Below are 21,380 nucleotides of genomic sequence, written 5' to 3'. Positions count from 1 at the left end.
TTTCGAGCAATCAGTCCTATGATCGAAAAATCCCCGGCAACGAAGGATTTCTCCTTCCCTGCCGGGGATTAGTGATTCTGTTCAAATCTCGCTGCGCCCTTCGATCGCGCGGGATAGGGTTACTTCATCCGCATATTCCAAATCGCCGCCCACCGGGATCCCATATGCGAGGCGTGTCACCTTTACCCCCAGCGGCTTGAGCAGCCGGGAAATATACATGGCGGTCGCTTCCCCCTCCACCGTGGGATTGGTGGCCATAATGACCTCCTGGACCCCACCCGCATGAACGCGCGCCAGTAGCTCCTTGATGCAGAGCTGATCTGGCCCCACCCCGCTGAGCGGGGAAATCACGCCGTGAAGGACGTGGTAAGTGGCATTGAATTCGTTGGTGCGCTCCAGTGCAATCACATCACGCGGGTCCTCCACCACACAAATGATGGACTTGTCCCTCGCTTCGTTGCGGCACACAGGGCACAATTCCTGATCGGTTAAGTTGCAGCAAATTTTGCAATAATGGATTTTTTCATGCGCATCCAAAATGGCGTTGGCAAATGCCTCTGCACCTTCTTTGGATAGGCCCAAAACATAGTAGGCCAGCCGCTGAGCGCTTTTATGCCCAATACCGGGCAATTTCTCAAATTGCTCAATCAGACGCGACAGCGGGGCAACATTATATGAGGGCATTCTTTACAGGAGGCCCGGCATGTTGAAGCCGCCGGAGATCTTTTCCATCTTCTCCGCCTTCTCTTCGGAAGCCGCGCGCAGCGCCTCGTTGACAGCTGCACGGACCAGATCCGCCAGCATCTCTACATCTTCGGGATCGACCACTTCAGGCTTAATCTCGATGGACTGTACTTCCAAGCTGCCGCTGACTGTAGCCTTCACAGCGTCGCCGCCGGAAGTCGCTGTATATAACTTCTGATCCAGCTCTGCGCTGGCCGCATCCATCTCCTCCTGAATTTTTTGGGCCTGACGAGCGAGCTGCTGGATATTTGCTGCTCCGCCTCCGCCGTATCCCTGGGGTAATCTTGCCTTCATAAATCAAAACTCCTTTTCAAAAGATTCTTTGCCCAAATGGGCGTTCTATTTTATCAAATTGATGAGAACACATCTTCATTTCCCGTTTGTCCGGCCGCAGTTACGTCCGTGTCACAGGGATTCCCGCCTCTTCCGCTTCTCCAGCCAATTTCAATAGAGGGTCAACTTCGGCCTCTTCCTGTTTCTTTGCACGATAAGGGCCTAGTTTATAGACGCGTCCGGTGACCTGCTGGATCGCCTCGCGCATCTTATCGCGCTGCGAAGACTTGCGGAGCAGCTCAAAGGCCATTTCCTTGGCGTCAATCAACACATAATCGCCGTTGACATATGCCGAAGAACCGGTGAACGCCGCTGATATCGCAACCGAATATTCTTTTAAGATACGCAAAATCTCCGGCCATTCAGCCAAGCGGGTTGCACCTTCTTCAAGAGGCTTCTGGGGGTTGGCCGCAACCGATGGCCTTATAGGGGGAGGTAAAACAGCTTCCTCTTTTTTTGGGGGAAGCTCGTCCGGCAATGGAACTACGCTTGGCTGCCCTTCCTGTTTTGGTTCCTCAGGGCTTTGCACAATAGGCTCCGTCTGCTTTGCCTTCGAAGCCGCTAGGCGGGGATTGCCCCGCTCCAATGCCTCGATCCGCCGGATCAAAGCGGCATTCGAATCATCCAATTCCGGCGAGCAAAGCTTGATCAGCGCCATTTCCAGCTCGACACGGCGGTCGCCGCCGCGATACATCTTGTCTAAAGCCCCTTGCAGCGTATCGAGACCGTGTAAGATCTCCGATAGAGGGGTGGAAAGCGCCTGCTTGGTCATCTGCTCAAATTCATCGTCCGATACAGCGAGAATACCCCGCGCGTCCTTCATCGTTTTAATCAACATCAACCCGCGGTAGTGGGAGGAAAGCTCCTCACAAAGGCGCGCCATGTCCTTGGACGCATTGTGCAGGCGGTCGATCGTCTCCAATGCGGAAGACGAATCCTGCTTGCGCACGGCTTCGGATAAGGCAAATAGATGGTCGCGCCCAACAAGCCCAACCGTCTCCTGAACAACGTCCAGCGTAACCTGTTTGCTCCGCCCAAGGCACTGATCTAAGAGGGAAAGCGCATCGCGAAGAGCGCCGTCCGCCAATCGAGCAAGCAGCAAGCCTGCCTGCTCCTCCAAAACAGCCCCTTCCTGCTCCGCTACATAGGCCAACCGCCCGGCGATTTCCTGCGGAGGGATCCGCCGGAAGTCGAACCGCTGGCATCGGGACAGGATTGTGGCGGGAAGCTTGTGGACCTCTGTGGTTGCAAGGATGAAAATCACATGCTCTGGCGGCTCTTCCAGCGTCTTCAACAGCGCATTAAACGCCCCTGTGGACAGCATGTGTACTTCGTCGATGATATAAACACGGTATTTGGCGGCAGCCGGGGTGAAATTCGCCTCTTCCCGCAACATACGGATGTTATCCACGCCGTTGTTGCTGGCAGCGTCAATCTCCACGATATCCATCACGGAACCATTTTCGATTCCGCGGCAGATTTCGCACGACCCACAAGGGTCGCCGCCGTGCAGCTCGAGACAGTTGACCGCCTTTGCCAGAATCTTCGCGCAGGTGGTCTTTCCTGTTCCGCGCGATCCTGTGAAGAGGTACGCGTGCGCAATCCGGCCAGCCATCAGCTCATTTTTGAGCGTTACGGTGACCTGTGGCTGCCCTACTACGTCCGCAAAGACCTGCGGCCGCCACTTTCGGTACAAGACCTTATACATATGCGCACCTCTCTCTAGATTTCCGCGAATAGAAGCCTATCAACCCGCTGTGCTCTTCTTAAACAAACACCTTCGTCACAAAAGAATACGCCAATCTAAGACGCACAACCGCCTCCTGTATCTTCCGGACAGCCCGTATACAAACGGAAAGCAAGGACAGCCGCCTCGCGACGGTATCGTGTACCGGGATATGCAGACGAACGGACCACCTGCATCGCACGGGCTCTTCCGCTTAATGCTGCTCGGTTCCCCGCCTGACATGGTTCACGGCGCTCCGTCGCACAGAGCCCGCCCGCCTGCATATCCTGTTACACGCAATTCCTGCCTTGCTTCTCCAAGGGTCATCCCTTGACCTGGATATTATATCGTATTTTGCGCAAAAACGCAAGGCCCAACTTGTCTTCTTTTACAAAAGTTCACCATTTTTTCAGATTGCAGAAACCGATTTTGGGAAAATTACATCGGCTGGCCGCATGTAGAGAATTGTTTGCTAACTTAATCAAAAGGAAATTGCCCAATCGATCGCATTCCCTCTAGTATTTTTATAATAACCATGCTAAAATGGGGCACAAAGGAGATGAATCGTCATGATTCCAACAGAAATACTTATTGCATTTGGAATTTCTTCTTTTTTTACAGTGCTATTCCCCCTTTTACTTCTGGTCCTCCTTGCGATCCGGCGGGCAATTTCGCTATGCCCTTTGCTCATCGGTGTACTCGCGTTTTTTGTTTCACAGATTCTACTGCGTATCCCGCTTTTAAGTATTCTCTCCACACAGGGCTGGTTCCTTACTTTTGCGCAACAACAGATGCTTTTGTATCTCATTTTACTCAGTGCTTCCGCCGGGCTGTTTGAAGAATCTGCCCGCCTGTTGGGCGCAAAATGTTTCTGCAAGGGGCGGCGCAGCTACCGCGACGCAGTCTCTTTTGGCCTGGGGCATGGGCTCTGCGAGGTGGTTTTGCTGGTGGGCCTTAGCTCCATCGGCAACCTCCTCTACTGTGTGATGATTAACAGCGGCTCTTTGGGAGCGGCCGCATCAGGCTCCGCTGAGATGCTCCAGCAGATCACAGCTGCATTGGCCTCCGTGTCCACCGCTAGCATCTATTTGGGAATTGTGGAGCGCATCTCTGCGGTGCTCTTCCATGTTTTTGCTTCTGTGCTGATTTTCTACGGTGTCAATCGCAGGCATTCGTTCCGCTACTGGCTGTTCGCCTTGCTCGCCCATACAGCGTTCAATGTGGCCGCTACATTCTTGGTACAATACAGTAACATATGGATTTGTGAAGGCGTGCTTCTCCTTTTGGGACTCCTATCGCTCGCTTATGTCTTGCACGTGCGCAAATCCTTCCCAAGGGAAAACGCTTATGCATTCTAAAATAGCGATTAAAAAGCAGCTTCACGGAAGTTTTCCACGAAGCTGCTTTGTTTATTATGAAAATAGTTTTAGGAGAAGCATACCAGTCTGGTAAAAGAGCGCGGAAACATACCACGCCACGGACAGCTGCCAAACCACGCATACAGCCGTCCATTTGAAGCTGCCCATCTCCCGATGAATCGCGGAAATGGCAGCTACACACGGCGTATAGAGCAGTACAAACAGCAGAAAGGAACCGGCCGAAAGCGGGGCAAATGCCTCGGCCAAGGCGCCTGCAAGCCCCATCTCCCCGCCGTACAGCACCCCCATTGTACTGACAATGCTCTCCTTTGCCACCAATCCGGTCACCAGGGACACGGCGGCACGCCAATCGGCAAACCCACACAGTCGGAATAGGGGAGCAATCCACCCACCCACTACCGCGAGGATGCTCTGTGAGCTATCCGTCACATATTGCAATTGAGGCGAGAATGAACGCAGAACCCAGACGAAAACGGTTGCACACAGCAGAACCGTCCCTGCCCTTTTGAAAAAGTCCTTGACGCGCTCCCAAACATGGATGCGCAAACTCTTCCAAGTGGGTAGCCGGTAAGGAGGCAATTCCATCACAAAGGGTGCCTCTTCTCCTTTTAAAACGGTCTTTTGGAAAAACCATGCCGACAGCGCTCCCAGCAGAATCCCCAGCAGATAAACGCCAAACATCACAACCGGTCCCCACCTGGAAAAAAAGGTGGCGATAAACAGCGAATAGACGGGCATTTTCGCACTGCACGATAGAAACGGAAGCGTTAAGAGCGTCAGGCGGCGATCCTTCTGGTTTTCCAGAATTCGGGTTCCCATTGCCGCTGGAACCGTGCATCCAAACCCCATCAACAGCGGTACAAAGGCTTTCCCGGATAAGCCGAGCTTTCGCATGGGCGCGTCCATTATAAAGGCGGCCCGCGCCATATAGCCGCTGTCTTCCAACAGGGAGAGAAGGAAAAACAGCAGGACAATCTGTGGAAAAAACGCCGATACCGCCCCCAGTCCGGCGAGGATGCCCTCTACGACCAAACTGCGCACCCATTCCGATGCCCCTGCCATTGTAAGCAGCCATTCCACATGCTTCGAAACCGCTACAAACCCGGCTGACAACCCTTCCGAGAAAAAGGCCCCTACGCTGCCAAAGGTAAGGTAGAAGACGAGGAAAATCAGCACTAGGAACAAGGGGATCGCAAAAAACCGATGCATGACAATCGCGTCAACCCGGTCACTCAAACGTTTTCCTGGATGCTTCTTAAAAAGAAGTCCCTGTTTCACGGCATATTCCGCCGCACCGTACCGCCGTTTCGCTAGTTGTTCTTCATAGTCAGGCATGTCCGGTGCTGGAATGGGATACAATGGCCTCGCACATGAGGAAGACATTTCCCCTCTATGTACCACCCCTGAAAGGAGCTCTTCCATCCCCTCCCCGGTTGCTGCCGAAATGGGAATTATCGGAACCCCCAATGCCTTTTCCAAAGCCGGCCGGTTGATACTTCCACCCTCCCTCCGCAATTCGTCCATCAGATTGAGGGCGACCACCACTGGAAGCCTTCGCTCCAAAAGCTGCATGGTGAGGTAGAGGTTCCGCTCCAGGTTCGTGGCGTCAACCACATCGATAACGACCTCCATCTCCCCTCTCTGCAAAAGGCGGTCCGCGATCATTTCCTCGGGGGAATTGGGCGTTAAGGAATATACCCCTGGCAAATCCGTTATTTCGAGTTGTACCCCATGAACCCGTCGTCCTCCTGTCTTTTTCTCAACGGTCACGCCAGGCCAGTTCCCCACATATTGGTGATCCCCCGTCAGCCGATTAAACAACGTCGTCTTTCCACAATTTGGATTTCCTGCCAATACAACGCGGAGTTTCTTTTCTCCTTCCTGCATGTGTCCTTCCTCCCCGGTTAAGTTCCAAAAAACAACCGCACTGCAAGCCCAGCGACGAAAAATGCAGTTAGATCTGCGATTAACGCCGCAGGAATAGTATGCCGCGTTTTTTTGATCTGTACCGCCCCATAGTAAACGGCGATGCAATAAAAGGTCGTCTCGGTCGAACCAGCCATTACGGAGGCGACGCGGCCCGCAAAGCTGTCCGGCCCGTCCTTTGCAAAGATCTGTGTCAACAGCGCAGTCGCCCCGCTTCCTGAAACCGGTTTAATGAGTGCAAGCGGCAGTACATCTGCTGGAATCCCCAAAAATGTTGCCACGGGAGCAAGGAACGAAGCCAGTAGCTCCAAAGCGCCGGATGCGTTCAGCATCGTGACAGCCATAATCAGCCCCACCAATGTGGGAAGGATGGAAAAGCACGACTGCAATCCCTCTTTTGCCCCTTCTACAAAGGTGTCAAACACCGGCACCCGCCGGACCACACCAAATGCCACCATCAACAGCACGGCGACCGGAACCACATATATTCCCAGTTTATCCAATGGAGCAGCCCTCCAATAATTTCGCCGCCAAAAGGCCGGCAACCAGTGCGATGGCGGAAACCATCCACACGGCGGGCAAAATGTCGAACGGCGCTGCGGACCCATACTGCGCCCGGAGCGTCCCCATAAACGTTGGAATCAATTGAAGCGATGCCGTATTCAGCACGACGAACATCACCATGGAATTATCCGCCACATGCGAACCGCGATTCTGCGCGGCCATCTCTTTCATAGCGGCGAGCCCCATCGGGGTCGCTGCATTCCCCAATCCCAAAAGATTCGCTGTAATGTTCATACAGATGGCCTTTGCCGCAGGGCTTTCCGGCGGATAGGCGGGAAATAAACGGCGCAAAACCGGCGCCAGAAGGCGCGAAAGGATCGCGGTGAGCCCTCCGGCGTCTGCAATTTTCATCAGCCCTGTCCAGGCGCACATCATCCCCATCATCCCGAAAATTAATTGCACCGCATTCCCGGCCCCCGCCAATACAGCCTCCGAAAGCTGCTGCATGCGGCCGGTCGCCAAAGCACAAAAAACACTCACTGCGATCATCGCCGCCCATACCTTGTTCAGCATTCGGGTTCCTCCATCCTGTTGTGTTCTATTCCAATCTGTATTCATTTTCAATAACGGATAGTATATTTTCTCGCTTGAATAGATTGACAAAAATGGTAAAAAATGTTACCATCTTTACAGGAAGTGACAAAACTTCCAAAATCATCCATAAAGGAGGACATTCTATTTTGAAATCGACAGGAATTGTCCGTAAAGTTGACGAGCTTGGACGAATTGTTCTGCCAAAGGAATTGCGCAGTACTTTAAATATTCAAGAAAAGGACCCTCTGGAAATTTTTGTTGAGGACTCTGACATCATTTTGCGGAAATATCAACCGGCATGTATCTTTTGCAACAGCCTCGTCAATATTACAACCTACCGCGGACACAACATCTGTCAAAACTGTCTGAAAAAGCTCGCGAGCCTTTCTCAGGATTGATACTGCCCGAGTTCCTAATTGGGTAGGTTCATAGACTATAACAGCGCGAAATCCTAATTGGGAATATCGCGCTGTTTTTTTATCGTTTTCGATCACAAAAAGAACCCCCGCAGCTTACAGGGAGTGACTCTGTAAACTGCGGGGTTCTCCTCAGGTGGAGAAAAACATCGTATGTTTTCCTTAGAGATTAGGAAAATGAAGAGAAAATGAAACTTGTTGTCTGTTTATCGGGTTCGGAAAAAAGCATTCCCGCTTCTTTCCAATCGACCAATGGCTTACGCAACCGTTACCACACAATGGCACTGCGGTGCTTCACCCGGCATCTGGGTGTAAATGCCAGCGCTCTGTCCAGGTGCGCCGATCGCCCAAATGCGGAAGTAATAGTCATTGCCGATCTTCGCTACAAACTGAGTCTTAAACACATCCCCATTGCCAACTGTAAAGCTTGGCATCACCGTGCTACCGTTGGTTACTGTCATCTTGAAGCAATAAGCGCTGCCGCGTTTCAAAGCAAAGGGAAGGGTTGTATCAGAGATCACCGAACGGACAGCGGAGGAAGTCCCCACACTCTGCCCCGCAGTGATCGCCACCGCTGTAGCGGTTGTAAACGCCGTTTTGTTGCTGCTTGAGGAGCTGGAGCTGCCAGAAGAGCTGTTATGCGTAGTCGTCTCCTTTTTCTCCAAGCTATTATATGCATCCTGCAAGGCATCGCTCATTGCGTCAACCTTGTCCTGATCGTCTTCGCTCAGGGCCGCGTCATTTGCCATAGCCTTCGCCGTGTTGAGCACTTGCTGGAATGCTGCTACACTCTTTGCTGTAAACCCACTCAAGTCGACCGTCTCCATAGAGGCAATCAGTGCACGCAGAGCATCTTTATCGGCGATCTTACGCATGGCCGCCAAAGCTTCCGTCAAGGTAATCGCTGCGTTATCCACGTCTTCCTGCGTAGCGTCCCGATCTTCTACGATCACATTTGCAGCTTCCAGCGCCTGAGCCATCTCAGCCTTTCCAGCTTCGATATATTCGTCCAGATTCAGGCCCTTTGCCTTTGCAATGACCGCTTCCAGTTCGGAGGTATCCGCTCTGCGGACCAGGCCAAGAAGTGCCTGCTCCAGTGCATCTGCAGCCGCGTTGATCTCGTCTTCCATCGCATTTTCGTCAGCCAAAACATCCTGGGCGTCTACGAAAGCGATGTTGAATTCCTCGTTATAAGCCGAGGTGAATTCATTGAGGTCGATCTGCTCTGCAATTGCTACCAATTCTTCCAGATAGGTCTTGTCTCCCTTGACGAAGTCGATGCAGTGCAGCGCATCCAACAGTCCGCTCCACGCCTGGTCAATCTCCGTCTGCGTTGCGGTCGGGTTATCAATAATCTCCTGGGCTGCTGCAATTGCATTTTCCATTGCTTCGAGTACAGCAGGGAGCATTGCATCCTTATCCGCCTCATCCAGTGCTTTCTGCGCCGTCTCCAGGGTCATACGAAGAACACGCTTATCAACAACTGTAAAGGCAAAGGTTGTATGCATCTGTTCGCTGGGATTGAGTTCATATGTAAACACAGCGCTATCGTCAAAATCAACGCTTTCGCCATTGACCAAGACGCCGGCAATTTCTTTTCCTTCGACTGCCGGTACAAATTCCAGCGTCACAACTCCATCCTCTGCATCCGCCGTATACAGGCCGATCAGGTTTGCGAGTTTCTGCTCCTCTCCATCCACAGAGAGCTTCACATTTTTGCTGTATGCCACGCTGTACTGGCCAGGCTTTACATCGCCGGAGAGTACCACGGTGCTATACGGGGCAATCGTCAACATGCCATCTTCCAACTTCGAAACGGTATCCACGCTGAATTTCTTCAGGATCTTGCTGAAGGAACCAAATTCTGCATCCGGTTTTACTTCCACGGTGATTTCGTTTCCAGTCAGGTTCGTTGCTACCAGGACGCTGTCGTCCTGCGTCATACGGATGTAGGAAGCTACACCGTTGTTGCCGGTGTCATATTCCGCCACATCGCCGTCTTTCAGCGCGCGGATCTCATTGCGCCAGCTCAACAGCTCTTTGTAGTGGTTCAGCATGGAATCCGGATCGTCAACCTGTGCTTCTACAGAGGTTTCGCCGCCCAAGCTGTACTTATTTTTACCATTCAGCCAGTCGGTCAGGCCCTCGCCCTCGTTGCTCTCATACCACGGCATGGGCTCGCGGATGTTCTGGTCCGGCTTCATGCCCTGCAAGCCAACTTCTTCACCGTAATAGATGAAGGTGTTGCCCGGCAACGTCAGATAGAGGGAAGCCGCCGTCTTCGCATGGTCCTCGTTGCCTTCCATCACGCTCATGGTACGGTTCTGGTCGTGGTTGGTCAGGAACGTGCAATCCTCAAATGTCCCGTTGGAGGCAAAGCCGAATTTATCGAATACTTCGCACAGCTCAGAGACAAAGTTGCCGTTGTGTTCGGTCTGCGCTACTTCCAGCAGCTCGCTGGCAAGGCTGAAATCAAAGGTATTCTGCAGGGCGCCTTCCTGGACGAACGGCACCATACGGTCCGTATTCTCTTCCCAGACTTCGCCTACCAGGAACACGTCCGGATTGACCTCTTCCATTCCTGCGCGGAATTCCTTCCACCAGGCCGCGTTCTTGTCCGCGATCTCTGGGGTGTACATCGTATCGAGGTAGTCGCCATAGATGTGGCGGGCTGCGTCAAGACGGAAGCCATCCACGCCCTTTTCCAGCCAGAACTGGCCGGCATTGATCATTTCCTCATGTACCGCCGGGTTGTCATAGTTCAGGTCCGGCATTCCGCCGCCGAACAAGCCCAGATAGCGGTAACCCGGGGTTGCTCTCCACTGCTGCCATACGCGCTTATTTCCGGAATGTGCGTCGTCCGTCGCGTTGTTGTCTTTATCTTCGTCGTAATCCGTGCTCTTCTCAATCTTAAAGTAATCGCGGTACGGACTCGTCTCCGGATTGGTAATTGCATCCCGGAACCACGGGTTGCCGCTGCCGCAGTGGTTCACCACCAGGTCCATAATGACTTTGATCCCATGCGCATGCGCTTCATCCAGCATATTCTCAAAGTCTTCCATCGTGCCATAGTCCTGCTCCACGCTGTAGTAGTCTACCGTATCGTAACCGTGGTAGCTGCCAGACTCGGTAATTGGCATCAGCCAAATTCCCGTGATACCCAGATCCTGCAAATAATCCATCTTGCTGGCCAGGCCGTTAAAGTCACCGATGCCATCCCCGTCGGAATCGCAGAATGCGCGGACAAAGATCTCATAGAAGTTGTCTGAGGGCTGCTCGTCGATGATACCAGTGGGGATTTCCTCCCAGTAGGCATACACGGTGAGGCTCTCCGTCACCGGGGTATCGATGTAGAACAGGCTGCCCTCTCCATTCGGCTCCGTATACCAGCCCTTAAACGCATAGCCAGGCTTAGACGGATTCTCCGGCAGGAGCACGGTGCTTCCCGCGGTGGTCTCGACTGGGGCCAACTCGGCCCCCCCTTGTGAATCAAATGTTACTGTGACAGTATCTCCAGCCGAGGCTGAAACGGCCGTTCCTATACTGCCAACCTGTTCCTGCGCAGCGAGTCCAACGCTACAGGTAGAAGTTGCCATTAGTAACGCAAGCATTAGGGCGGTAATTTTTCTGCCCATTTTTGACATGTTTAACCCTCCTTGTCTCAATCGTCCCTTTTGCAAGTCCATATTCTTGTCACTCCTTTCTTCTTTTTTCTAAAGATATAGTTGGACTTGCCCTTTGAATTCGTCATCATCTTCGTTCAACGAATTCATTTGTTTTTCGGTGATTTTATTGTAAAACGGGAAGGTTCGCCAGTAAATATAAAAAAAGTACGATACACATTGAATTTTCATGCATTTTATATACCGTCCTTTTTTATGCTTCGAATTCATGCTATGATAAGAATCAGAAAGCAGGCAAACGGCCAAAACCATTCGCCTGCTGTCAGGTCGATTATCTTGTGTATGAAGCCGGTTGACCTCTCCTGTCACGAGGTCTCCTCCTGCATCCAACCACTCTTCTACAAATATATCAAAATCTTCCAGAGGGGCTTCGCCCGTAACAATGCGAAGCATCATTTCTTGCTCCATTTCTTCAAGGGCTGGCCAATATTTCCGCATAATATCCGTCTCTCGCACAAATACAGGCGTCACCCTCTTGATAGGTGTCTCCATATAGAGTTGATAGGCCTCGATATAAGATTTATATTGCTGCCAATCCCACGGAGAAGGCGTTTCTCCTTCTTCCAAGGCCTGCAAATATGCGGTTATTTTCTGAAAGTTTGACTTGTGGGTTGCATTCAATTCATCCACCTGTATTTCTCCCCGGAGCGCTTGATCCAAGGTGGCACCAGAGCGGGCAAACGAATCATCATATCCAATATGCATATTGAGCAGCATTCCATCCCGGTTTAACTGGTTTTTAAATTCTGGTTCCACGTCCTGCACGTAATCGAACTGCACGCTTGCCATCTTGATGGCAACTTCTGGATGCGAATAGCCCTTGCGGACAACAATGTAGCTGCTATTGGGGTTGCCCTCGAACATCGTTATATATCCATTTTCATCTTTTGGCACGATATACGGCGTCCAATCGGCTTCTGGATTTTTCAATAAACATTCCGGAAGGACTTCACTGCTCCAATAGTTTCCAAAGAAGGCCCCACTGATGCCTTCGGCCAATAATTCTTGGCAATCCTCTTCCGTCCGCAAAAGGAATTGCTGGTCGAGAAGCCCTTCTTGATACAATTTAGCGACTTCCGCCAACGCATTCTTCATCTCCGGCTGAATGGAACCATAGGCAACCGAGCCGTCCTCCTGCTCCATCCACTGTTTCGGAAACGCCCCATAAAGGGTAAACACACTGTTGAGCATATATAATCCGCCGGAATCCCCCGCAATTTCCGGGCTGCACACAAGGCCAATGGTCTTGCCTGGACCATTCCCTCCCGGGTCCTCTTGTATAAAGCGGCGGAGAATCTGTTCAATGTCCTCCATCGTCTCCGGGGCTGGAAGGTTCAGCTTTTCCATCCAATCCTTGCGCAACCACAATACCCCCGGCCCATGCGACATTTCGGTCGTGGGCAAGGCCATTAACCGCTCATCAAATGTCGCCGCATCCAGGCATGCGCCGCCATAGGAGTCATAGATTTCTTTGATGTGGTCACTGGCGCAATTCTCATAGGCCTCTGTTAAATCTGCGATCTGCCCAGATTCATACAACCGCAGAAGCTGTTGCCCATTGACCGTCATAATATCTGGAATATCCCCGCTGACAATGGCCATTGAAACTTTCTGCTGGAAATCCTCTTCACTTTGGACATCAAAGGCGTTGGTAAATTCAATATTTAGGAAGTCTGCTAAAAAGCGTTGATACGTCCAGACGTCATCCTGTAACGCCTGTTCCAATGTATACCCGTTGCTCTTTCTCCCTACGGTACAGGCTACCGGCTCCGGATATTTGCCAAACGGGGTATGCGCGGCAGTCTCCCAGGAAAGGCCTTCTTCCTCCTGCTCTTGATACAGCGAAGCTTCTGCAACTTTTTCTGTCTCTTTCGTTGTCCGGTCACATCCTTGTAGAATCCCCACCATTAGGATTAGGAACCAGGCGCATATTTGGTGTATCTTTTTGGTCTGTTTCACTCCGGACACCTCTTTCTTGGGTTTCAATGTTTTTATTATATAAAGAGTCCCTTGCCTTCAAAATTTTCTCATGGAATTTAATAAAAAACTTTCAAGATTCCTTTGGATTTAATGGGATAAAATTAAAATAGATGGATTATTTTAATAAGAGAGGAGTTCCTTCTATGATACATATGTTGGTTGTGGATGATGAAGCGGAGGAACGGGAAGGGATTCTCTTTCTGCTTCACAAATATGGCTTCAATATGGAAACCGGCCAAGCCCCCAATGGGAAAGCGGCACTCGACTACCTAAAGAACCGCGCCGTCGACATCCTGTTTACAGACGTGCGGATGCCCTTTATGGATGGGCTCACTCTCGCTAAAGAAGCGCTGTTGCTACAACCCAACATCCGGGTGATCCTATTTAGTGGGTTTAGCGAATTCGAATATGCCAAGACCGCTATTTCGCTGGGGGTCCGGGAATACATCCTTAAGCCAGTAAACGTCGAGGAATTCTGCACAGTTATGCAACGGGTTTCCGCAGAAATCCTTTCCCGCCGGTCGGAAGAAGAACGGAACAGCCGCCGGATTGCTTACGCGCGGGAACATCTTCTCTATTCCTTAGTCAACGGTACTCCCTTGGAAACATTGACTGCGGAAGCCGGGGCCCTGTTCGATCTAGGCTTTTTGAATCAATATACCAACATGGTCTTGCTAGAGTTCAACCGGAATTTTTTCGATCACGCTGGGCAAGAATTCTCTGAGGAACTTTCGCAACTGCTTCCCCTTCCCTTTGACTATCTCAACTTAAACCCCTGTGAAAGCCTGTTGTTCTTTTCCAATGCTGCCAATCGGACCGATTGGGCTTCTTTGTCCGCTGACATCCGGCGGTTTATCCAACAGCGCTATCGTGTGGATGGTTATCTGGCCTTCAGCGAAGATTTTTCAGGAGCTTCTGAGATCCCGACGGCCTTTGAATCCCTGGAACAGGCGTTGGAAAACCGCTTTTTTCTCCCAGACACCTATGTGTTCTCTGCTTGTGCCTCCTCTCAAAAATTAAACAGCGGTTATCAAGATGTCTCTTCCCTGTTTACTTCTTTGGAAGCGGCCCTGCAAGAGCACAATTTGGATGCCGTTCATAGAAACATACAACTGCTTTGCGACGCATATGCTGGTCAAACCAATCTTTCTCACTTATATGTAAAATTTGTGTTTTCCAATTTGCTACGGGATGTTTCTATCCATTGGGCCCATTTCTCCGAAGAAGAACTGTTTCGGAAAGTAGAATCCATCTACCAAAGCAACAGTTACCAAGAAATAGCCAATATTCTAGAACAGAATTTAGAACATCCTAACATGGAATCCCATGCCCCATCCAACTACGTTGAAACCGTCAAGCGATATATCAGCAAACATTATGACCAAGAGCTCAATCTGGAAAACCTCTCAGAAATCGTCTATTTGTCTCCCCGTTATCTGAGCTCCATTTTTAAAAAAGAGACGGGATATGGGCTTAATAAATATATAAAGGCATTCCGCATGGAAAAAGCAAAAGAGCTTTTGGAAACCACCCACATGAAAGTTGTAACTATCTGCAATGCCGTTGGATATTCCAATGTATCCTATTTCATCCAGAGCTTCCGTGAATATTTTGGAAGCAGCCCTGAAAAATTCCGGCAAAAGGAAGATTGATATGAAGTCTCCTATCCACTTATTGAAGGACCTCACGTTCCGAAAAAAAATCATGCTGTGCTTTTTGCTGGTTAGTATTATCCCCGTGGCAATCCTCGGGCTATTTTGCTATCAACAAACAAAGGCTTTGTTGGTTTCACAAGAAGAGGCTAACCTGCAATCCTCCTTGCAGCAGGCTGCCGACTCCCTGGACAACCAGATCCAGATCTATAACAACCTCTCGGACTATTTGGCCTTTGACTCTGATCTAAACGAATCAGCCAATCGTATCTATACCAATTACATGGAACTCTATGATGCCTATAGCAAAACAATCAGCCCTCTATTTTTATCTATGAAAAACCTTCATGACGATGTGGAGCGAATCACCTTATATTCTGGCACCAATATGGAAAAACACGGCAATATGGTGATCCCCCTACAAGATGCCGAAGGGGAGATCTGGTATGAACCCAGTATCCAATCTTCTAAAATCAATTGGTTTGTGCCGGCGGAGGACATTGTCTGCGCTGTCCGGCGTATGCCTGAACCAGACAGCGGCGGAACTGCAAAAAATCTTTTGTATATCGAAATCGACTCTCAAAAACTCTTTTCCTCCTTTTTGGAGCTATCCAAAAATTCCTGTGGAATCTATCTGGTCGATTCCAATGGAAGCGCTGTATATTCTGAAATCTTTGCCGGCCTCGATGTGAGTGAAGTTCCACCGTTGGAGACTCTTTTAGATTCCGATTCTTCTTCCATTACCTGGAACTCTTCTGATTACACCGTAATTCAAGCAAACATTCCTTCCTGTGGCTGGGATGTTTACCTGTATAAGCCAATCCATCTTATTACAGATGCAGCCACCCCCATCGTTTTGACCGTTGCTTTCATTATTATGCTTTGCTTAATCCTGGTGGTCTTGATCGGATGGCTGCTTTCCCATGCGGTGGTCAGCCGGATTGAAAAACTTCAAAAGACCATGCAGCAAGTTGAGGGAGGCGACATGGGGGTAACGATCACCAGCGAATCCCACGACGAAGTTGGGGATCTAATTCGGAGCTTTCAGAAGATGCTGGATAAGATCAACGCCCTGATCAATGAGGTCTATACGGGGAAGCTTGCACAAAAAGAAGCGGAAATGCGTGCTCTTCAAGCGCAGATCAATCCCCATTTTTTATACAATAGCCTGTCCCTCATCAATTGGAGGGCCATCCGTGCAGACGCCCCTGATATCAGCGAAATGGCGCAGCTCCTGTCTACATTCTACCGAACCACGTTGAATAAGGGAAAACAGCTTACATCTGTAGCAGACGAGCTGAAAAATACGCGCTCCTATATCGATATCCAGCGGATCATGCATAGCGGCCAATTCGAAGCAATCTATCAAATCGAAGAAGGGCTTGGCGAATATCTGATGCTGAATCTTCTCCTACAACCTTTGGTGGAAAACGCCATTGTCCATGGCTTGGACCAGCGTCCGGACGGCGGGGGAATCCTCCGGATCACTGCCGCACATAAAAAGGACACCATTGTCTTCATGGTAGAAGACAATGGTGTCGGAATCGATCCACAGGCCCTTCCGAACCTGTTGACACAGGATTCCGGCGGGTATGGGATCAAAAATGTCCATGAGCGTATTCAACTCTATTACGGCAAAGAGTTTGGCCTTACTCTGGAGAGCAAATTATCGGTTGGAACACGCGCCACCCTGACAATCCCTGCGCGCAGAAAAAATTTTGAATCTCAACTCAACCAGTAGCAGGTCTTTTCAGAGAAGGTCATCCCAATCTTTTGTTGCAAATGCATAGAGGCGAGATTGCCCACAATGACCTGCCCGTAAGGGGTCCATCCCTTCTCCTTGATCCGATAAATGGCGTACGATTCCAGTACGAAGGCTAACCCTCTCCGCTGGTACTCCGGCAAAATCTCCAACATGCCGAGCGATCCCTCTGCGTGCATGCCGATAAACCCCGCCGGCTTTCCTTCCACAAAGATGCCATACATTTCTCCGGAATGCAGGCGTTGGAGCAGGTAGTCCTCGTCCGTCACCATCTTATAGTGCTGATGCACAAACGGAAGGGCCGATTCATCCAAAGAATGAATGTCCCACCCTGCTTCGCGGTTGGGATGCGGCGCTTCCGATTTTAAATAAGCGGCTTGGTAACACCGTTCCCCGAAGGAAAGGTTCAAAGCCGTCGATAGGAACTCTCGATAAAAATCCTGATGGCAAACCAACAGATCTGTCCCCTGTAGAAGCGGCAGACATTCCCGAAGGGCGCCTTCTGTTTCCACACTCAATTGACACGTCCCGGACGGTTGATCGCGCAAGAGAACCCCCGTCTCTGACACATAAAGGCACTCTGCATTCCCACGCCGGATGCATTCCAGCATATCGATGTGAAGGAGCGGGTCCTTTTCCAAAAAACGGACGGCCTGTTCCAATTGTTTCATCTGTATCGTTCCCCCCACTTTAATCCTGAAATGACATAACCCAACAAAAAAGCCCCTGGGATTTCCCAGGGGCCAATTTTATCCAGAAAGAAACCCTTACGCGTTGCGCAGAGCCAGTTCTTCCTTGAGCTTCTCTGTGAAGAGCGGCAGAATCTTGGTCACGTCGCCAACAATGCCGTAATCCGCTACTTCGAAGATCGGCGCGTTCTCATCCTTATTGATCGCAATGATCACGTCGGAATCCTCCATGCCGGCCAAGTGCTGGATAGCGCCGGAGATGCCGCAGGCAATGTAGAGGTTCGGGCGAACGGTCTTACCGGTCTGGCCAACCTGTACATCTTTCTCAGCCCAGCCTGCATCGACACACGCTCTGGACGCGCTCACCTCGCCGCCGAGGACGTCCGCCAGATCACGCAGGAGCTTGAAGTTCTCCGGGCAGCCCATGCCACGGCCGCCGGAAACCAGAATCTTGGCATCCTGGATGTCGATCTTGTCGCTGACCTTCTTTACAACGTCAAGCACTTCTACATACTTGTTGTTCTTCTCAAATCCAGGATCGTACTTCTCAACCGGAGCTTCTGCGCCGTCGATCGGCTTAATCTTCTGCATAACGCCAGGACGAACCGTCGCCATCTGCGGACGATGCTCCGGGCAGAGGATGGTCGCCATGATGTTGCCGCCGAATGCCGGACGGGTCATCTTCAGATTCTTCGTATCCGGATCGATCTCCAGCTTCGTGCAGTCGGCGGTCAGGCCGGTATGCACGCGAGCAGACACGCGCGGCGCCAGGTCGCGGCCGATTGCCGTTGCGCCATAGAGGACGACTGCGGGCTTGTACTTCTCAATCACGCTGTACATCGCGTGTGCATACGGCTCCGTGGTATACGGCTCCAAAGCCTCGTTGTCGACCAGGATGATCTTGTCCGCGCCATAGCGGGCAAGCTTCGGGCAGAGGTCCTCTACCTGATAACCGAGCAAAACTGCGGTCACTTCTGTTCCCAGATCCGCAGCGAGCTCCTTGCCTTTGCCGAGCAACTCATAAGAAACGCCAGTGATTTTATGATCCACCTGCTGGACGAATACAAATACGCCCTGATAATCCTGTAAATTCATTTTTTGCTCACCACTTTCAATATTCTCAGTTGTCATCACAAACTACAAATTAAATAATGAACTTTTCCTTGAGCTTCTCGATCATGTAGTTGGCGGACTCTTCCGGATCGAGCTGGACAACTGTGCCAGCTGCCTTCAAGCTCTTCGTGAACGTCTGGAACACTCTGGTGGGTGAGCCCTTCAGGCCGATATTTGCCTGGTCAACGGTAATATCCTTCAGGCCCCAAACCTTAACTTCTTTTTCTCTGTAAGCATCAAAGATGCCGCCGGGCGTCATATAGCGGGGCTTATTCAGCTCGGTCAATGCGGTGATCAGGCAGGGCATCTTTGCCTTGACGATATGATAACGATCCTCATACTGACGCTTTACAATCACAGAATCGCCCTCGACCTTGATCTCTTCCGCATAGCTGATGTTCGGAATGCCGAGATGCTCGGAAATCTGCGGGCCAACCTGCGCCGTATCACCGTCGATCGCCTGACGGCCGGTGATGATGAGGTCATAATCCAGGTTCTTAATAGCAGCAGCAATCGTCGTGGAGGTTGCCCACGTATCTGCGCCGCCAAACGCTCTGTCGGAAACCAAGATGGCTTCGTCTGCGCCCATTGCCAGCGCTTCGCGCAGCGCTGCGTCCGCCTGCGGCGGGCCCATGGAGAGGACCGTCACATGCGCGCCCATGGAGTCCTTCAAGCGGAGAGCCGCTTCGAGACCTGCTTTATCGTCCGGATTGATGATGCTCGGCACGCCTTCACGAATCAGGGTACCGGTCACCGGATCCAGCTTTACTTCATTGGTATTCGGAACTTGCTTAATGCAAACTACGATATTCAAAGATTTTCACTCCTTTTGGCCTTTATCGACTATTTAATTACATTCGAGGAGATAACCATGCGCTGTACTTCGCTGGTGCCTTCGTAAATTTCCGTGATCTTTGCATCGCGCATCATGCGCTCAACCGGGTACTCTCTCGTGTAACCATAGCCGCCAAAGAGCTGTACCGCCTTGGTGGTTACTTCCATCGCAACTTCAGCAGCGTACAACTTCGCCATTGCCGCCTCGACGGAGAAACGCTTCTTGGTATCCTTTGCAATTGCCGCACGGTACACCAGATAACGGGCAGCCTCTACCTTCGTCGCCATATCTGCGATCTGGAACTGCGTATTCTGGAACTTCGCGATCGGACGGCCAAACTGCTTTCTTTCCTTTACATAAGCGATGGTCTCCTCCAGCGCGCCCTCAGCAATGCCCAAAGCCTGTGCTGCGATGCCGATTCTGCCGCCGTCCAACGTCGCCATAGCGATGCTGAAGCCCTTGCCTTCCTGTCCCAAGAGGTTCTCCTTCGGAACGATGCAGTTCTCGAAGATCAGCTCTGTGGTGGAAGAACCGCGGATACCCATCTTCTTCTCCTTGGTGCCGATGCGGAAGCCCGGGAAGTCCTTCTCTACGATGAACGCGGAGATGCCCTTCGTACCCTTGCTCTTATCGGTCATCGCGAAGATGATGTAGACATCCGCCTCGCCGCCGTTCGTGATGAAAATCTTGCTGCCGTTGAGGACATAATGATCGCCCTCCAAAACAGCCTTGGTCTGCTGGCCAGAAGCATCCGTGCCTGCGCCGGGCTCGGTCAGGCCAAACGCACCCAGCATCTTTCCGGAAGCCAGCGGACGCAGATACTTTTCTTTCTGCTCCGGGGTACCGAACTTCTTAATCGGGTCCGTGCCCAGGGAAGTATGCGCGGAAACAATAACGCCCGTGGTCGCGCAGACCTTGGAGAGCTCTTCCACGCACAGCACATAGGTGAGCGTGTCACAGCCCTGGCCGCCGTACTCCTTCGGCTGCGGAATTCCCATGAAACCGAGCTTCTGCATCTTTTCAACGGTCTCTCTCGGGAAGTGCTCCGTCTCGTCGACTTCCTGTGCAAGAGGTTTTACTTCATTCTCCGCAAACTCTTTAAAGAGCGTGCGGGCCATTTCCTGTTCTTTGCTCAGTACGAAATCCATACCTGTTCCTCCAAATCAAAATTTACGCCAAATCGTTTCTTATTTGGTGTAATCGTAGAATCCCTTGCCAGTCTTCTGGCCGAGCTTGCCAGCGCGGACCATCTTTCTGAGCAGCGGATGCGGACGGTACTTCGGATCGCCCGTCTCAGCCTGCAGAACTTCCATGATCGCCAAGCAAACGTCCAGGCCGATCAGATCGCCCAAAGCGAGCGGGCCCATCGGATGGTTTGCACCGAGCTTCATCGCGGTGTCGATGCCCTCAACAGAAGCAACACCGTCTGCATAGATGCCAACTGCCTCGTTGATCATCGGGATCAGGATGCGGTTTACAACAAAGCCAGCTGCCTCGTTGACCTGAACCGGGGTCTTGCCGATGGACTCGGAAACCTCGATCACCTTCTGAACGGTCTCCGGGCTAGTGGTCTCGCCTGCGATCACTTCCACCAGCTTCATAACCGGAGCCGGATTGAAGAAGTGCATGCCGACAACTGCTCTGTCAAGGCCATTGGAGATTTCTGTAATGGAGAGGGAGGAAGTGTTGGTTGCAAAGATGCAATCCTTCTTGCAGATGCCTTCCAACTGCTTGAAGATTTCCTTCTTCAGCTCCATCTTTTCCAGCGCAGCCTCTACAACGAGGTCGCAATCTGCAACGATTTCATTCGTACCAGTGGTGATCTTCGCCAGGATTGCATCCGCAGCGGCCTGCTCCATCTTGCCCTTCGCAACTCTCTTGTTGAGTCCCTTTGCGATCTTTGCCTTACCGTTTTCTGCCCACTCTGCCTTCACGTCGCAGAGCTTTACTTCATAACCTTCTGTCTGAGCAAATGCCTGTGCGATGCCGGAGCCCATGGTTCCTGCGCCGATAACACCAATTTTCATAATAGAAACCTCCTATA

Annotated in this window: 17 protein-coding genes and 1 other RNA gene; 4 read left to right on the top strand and 14 right to left on the bottom strand. The window is 51.3% G+C overall.

Going from position 1 to position 21,380, the window contains the following annotated elements; translation table 11 throughout:
- Nucleotides 1-81 precede the first annotated feature (81 nt).
- The 4 genes from recR to ffs form a co-directional block, all read right to left on the bottom strand.
- Nucleotides 82-684, bottom strand: a complete 603-nt coding sequence (gene recR / locus B5F54_RS08560; protein WP_087233187.1) for a recombination mediator RecR — start codon at nt 682-684, stop codon at nt 82-84.
- A gap of 3 nt (nt 685-687) precedes the next feature.
- The gene (locus B5F54_RS08555) at nt 688-1,038 is read right to left on the bottom strand and encodes a YbaB/EbfC family nucleoid-associated protein (RefSeq protein ID WP_087233184.1); all 351 of its coding nucleotides are present in this window, start codon (nt 1,036-1,038) and stop codon (nt 688-690) included.
- A 100-nt stretch (nt 1,039-1,138) separates the two neighbouring features.
- Complete coding sequence (gene dnaX, locus B5F54_RS08550) at nt 1,139-2,785, bottom strand: DNA polymerase III subunit gamma/tau (protein ID WP_087233181.1); 1,647 nt, start codon at nt 2,783-2,785, stop codon at nt 1,139-1,141.
- Between the two features lie 195 nt (nt 2,786-2,980).
- Nucleotides 2,981-3,079, bottom strand: an RNA gene (gene ffs / locus B5F54_RS08545) — signal recognition particle sRNA small type.
- A 293-nt stretch (nt 3,080-3,372) separates the two neighbouring features.
- Here ffs and B5F54_RS08540 point away from each other — a divergent pair.
- Nucleotides 3,373-4,161, top strand: coding sequence for a YhfC family intramembrane metalloprotease (locus B5F54_RS08540; protein WP_087233177.1), 789 nt, complete (start codon nt 3,373-3,375; stop codon nt 4,159-4,161).
- 54 nt (nt 4,162-4,215) lie between these two features.
- On the opposite strand, the gene feoB is transcribed toward B5F54_RS08540, so the two are convergent.
- The 3 genes from feoB to B5F54_RS08525 are packed head-to-tail and all read right to left on the bottom strand — an operon-like array spanning nt 4,216 to nt 7,185.
- Nucleotides 4,216-6,069, bottom strand: a complete 1,854-nt coding sequence (gene feoB, locus B5F54_RS08535) for a ferrous iron transport protein B (RefSeq protein WP_087233175.1) — start codon at nt 6,067-6,069, stop codon at nt 4,216-4,218.
- 17 nt (nt 6,070-6,086) lie between these two features.
- Nucleotides 6,087-6,611 carry a spore maturation protein gene (locus tag B5F54_RS08530; protein WP_172749649.1) on the bottom strand — a complete coding sequence of 175 codons (525 nt, stop codon included), beginning with the start codon at nt 6,609-6,611 and terminating at the stop codon, nt 6,087-6,089.
- The gene (locus B5F54_RS08525; RefSeq protein ID WP_087233172.1) at nt 6,604-7,185 is read right to left on the bottom strand and encodes a nucleoside recognition domain-containing protein; all 582 of its coding nucleotides are present in this window, start codon (nt 7,183-7,185) and stop codon (nt 6,604-6,606) included. The genes B5F54_RS08530 and B5F54_RS08525 overlap by 8 nt, the downstream gene beginning before the upstream one ends.
- 167 nt (nt 7,186-7,352) lie before the next feature.
- On the opposite strand from B5F54_RS08525, the gene B5F54_RS08520 reads away from it, so the two are divergent.
- Nucleotides 7,353-7,604, top strand: a complete 252-nt coding sequence (locus tag B5F54_RS08520) for an AbrB/MazE/SpoVT family DNA-binding domain-containing protein (RefSeq protein ID WP_054323025.1) — start codon at nt 7,353-7,355, stop codon at nt 7,602-7,604.
- Nucleotides 7,605-7,879: 275 nt separating this feature from the next.
- Here B5F54_RS08520 and B5F54_RS08515 read toward each other — a convergent pair whose 3' ends face one another.
- The gene (locus B5F54_RS08515; protein WP_275532230.1) at nt 7,880-11,218 is read right to left on the bottom strand and encodes an alpha-amylase family glycosyl hydrolase; all 3,339 of its coding nucleotides are present in this window, start codon (nt 11,216-11,218) and stop codon (nt 7,880-7,882) included.
- Between the two features lie 117 nt (nt 11,219-11,335).
- The gene (locus B5F54_RS08510; RefSeq protein ID WP_087233166.1) at nt 11,336-13,264 is read right to left on the bottom strand and encodes an extracellular solute-binding protein; all 1,929 of its coding nucleotides are present in this window, start codon (nt 13,262-13,264) and stop codon (nt 11,336-11,338) included.
- A gap of 164 nt (nt 13,265-13,428) precedes the next feature.
- Here B5F54_RS08510 and B5F54_RS08505 point away from each other — a divergent pair, with 164 nt between their 5' ends.
- Nucleotides 13,429-14,937: a response regulator gene (locus B5F54_RS08505; RefSeq protein WP_172749645.1), complete on the top strand. Its 1,509-nt coding sequence runs from the start codon at nt 13,429-13,431 to the stop codon at nt 14,935-14,937.
- 1 nt (nt 14,938) lies between these two features.
- A complete protein-coding gene (locus B5F54_RS08500) occupies nt 14,939-16,678 on the top strand; it encodes a sensor histidine kinase (protein WP_172749643.1) in 1,740 nt (579 codons plus the stop codon).
- On the opposite strand, the gene B5F54_RS08495 is transcribed toward B5F54_RS08500, so the two are convergent.
- The 5 genes from B5F54_RS08495 to B5F54_RS08475 all read right to left on the bottom strand — a co-directional run bounded on the left by B5F54_RS08495 (nt 16,663) and on the right by B5F54_RS08475 (nt 21,363).
- Nucleotides 16,663-17,370: a GNAT family N-acetyltransferase gene (locus B5F54_RS08495; RefSeq protein ID WP_087233157.1), complete on the bottom strand. Its 708-nt coding sequence runs from the start codon at nt 17,368-17,370 to the stop codon at nt 16,663-16,665. The genes B5F54_RS08500 and B5F54_RS08495 overlap by 16 nt on opposite strands.
- Nucleotides 17,371-17,466: 96 nt before the next feature.
- The gene (locus B5F54_RS08490; RefSeq protein WP_087233467.1) at nt 17,467-18,483 is read right to left on the bottom strand and encodes an electron transfer flavoprotein subunit alpha/FixB family protein; all 1,017 of its coding nucleotides are present in this window, start codon (nt 18,481-18,483) and stop codon (nt 17,467-17,469) included.
- 49 nt (nt 18,484-18,532) lie between these two features.
- Nucleotides 18,533-19,315, bottom strand: a complete 783-nt coding sequence (locus B5F54_RS08485) for an electron transfer flavoprotein subunit beta/FixA family protein (protein ID WP_087233154.1) — start codon at nt 19,313-19,315, stop codon at nt 18,533-18,535.
- Between the two features lie 29 nt (nt 19,316-19,344).
- Nucleotides 19,345-20,484 (bottom strand): acyl-CoA dehydrogenase, encoded by a 1,140-nt coding sequence (locus tag B5F54_RS08480; RefSeq protein WP_087233151.1) that lies wholly within the window; start codon nt 20,482-20,484, stop codon nt 19,345-19,347.
- Nucleotides 20,485-20,523: 39 nt separating this feature from the next.
- Nucleotides 20,524-21,363, bottom strand: a complete 840-nt coding sequence (locus tag B5F54_RS08475; protein WP_087233148.1) for a 3-hydroxyacyl-CoA dehydrogenase family protein — start codon at nt 21,361-21,363, stop codon at nt 20,524-20,526.
- Between the last annotated feature and the right edge of the window lie 17 nt (nt 21,364-21,380).

This window comes from Anaeromassilibacillus sp. An250 (assembly GCF_002159845.1).
Taxonomy (GTDB): Bacteria; Bacillota; Clostridia; order Oscillospirales; family Acutalibacteraceae; genus Anaeromassilibacillus; species Anaeromassilibacillus stercoravium.
This window is presented reverse-complemented; position numbering and strand designations above follow the sequence as displayed.

Bases quoted from the DNA above. Each gene is read 5' to 3' on its own strand.
- recR (WP_087233187.1), bottom strand. From the start codon at position 684: ATGCCCTCATATAATGTTGCCCCGCTGTCGCGTCTGATTGAGCAATTT.
- B5F54_RS08555 (WP_087233184.1), bottom strand. From the start codon at position 1,038: ATGAAGGCAAGATTACCCCAGGGATACGGCGGAGGCGGAGCAGCAAAT.
- dnaX (WP_087233181.1), bottom strand. From the start codon at position 2,785: ATGTATAAGGTCTTGTACCGAAAGTGGCGGCCGCAGGTCTTTGCGGAC.
- B5F54_RS08540 (WP_087233177.1), top strand. From the start codon at position 3,373: ATGATTCCAACAGAAATACTTATTGCATTTGGAATTTCTTCTTTTTTT.
- feoB (WP_087233175.1), bottom strand. From the start codon at position 6,069: ATGCAGGAAGGAGAAAAGAAACTCCGCGTTGTATTGGCAGGAAATCCA.
- B5F54_RS08525 (WP_087233172.1), bottom strand. From the start codon at position 7,185: ATGCTGAACAAGGTATGGGCGGCGATGATCGCAGTGAGTGTTTTTTGT.
- B5F54_RS08515 (WP_275532230.1), bottom strand. From the start codon at position 11,218: ATGGCAACTTCTACCTGTAGCGTTGGACTCGCTGCGCAGGAACAGGTT.
- B5F54_RS08505 (WP_172749645.1), top strand. From the start codon at position 13,429: ATGATACATATGTTGGTTGTGGATGATGAAGCGGAGGAACGGGAAGGG.
- B5F54_RS08500 (WP_172749643.1), top strand. From the start codon at position 14,939: ATGAAGTCTCCTATCCACTTATTGAAGGACCTCACGTTCCGAAAAAAA.
- B5F54_RS08495 (WP_087233157.1), bottom strand. From the start codon at position 17,370: ATGAAACAATTGGAACAGGCCGTCCGTTTTTTGGAAAAGGACCCGCTC.
- B5F54_RS08490 (WP_087233467.1), bottom strand. From the start codon at position 18,483: ATGAATTTACAGGATTATCAGGGCGTATTTGTATTCGTCCAGCAGGTG.
- B5F54_RS08480 (WP_087233151.1), bottom strand. From the start codon at position 20,484: ATGGATTTCGTACTGAGCAAAGAACAGGAAATGGCCCGCACGCTCTTT.
- B5F54_RS08475 (WP_087233148.1), bottom strand. From the start codon at position 21,363: ATGAAAATTGGTGTTATCGGCGCAGGAACCATGGGCTCCGGCATCGCA.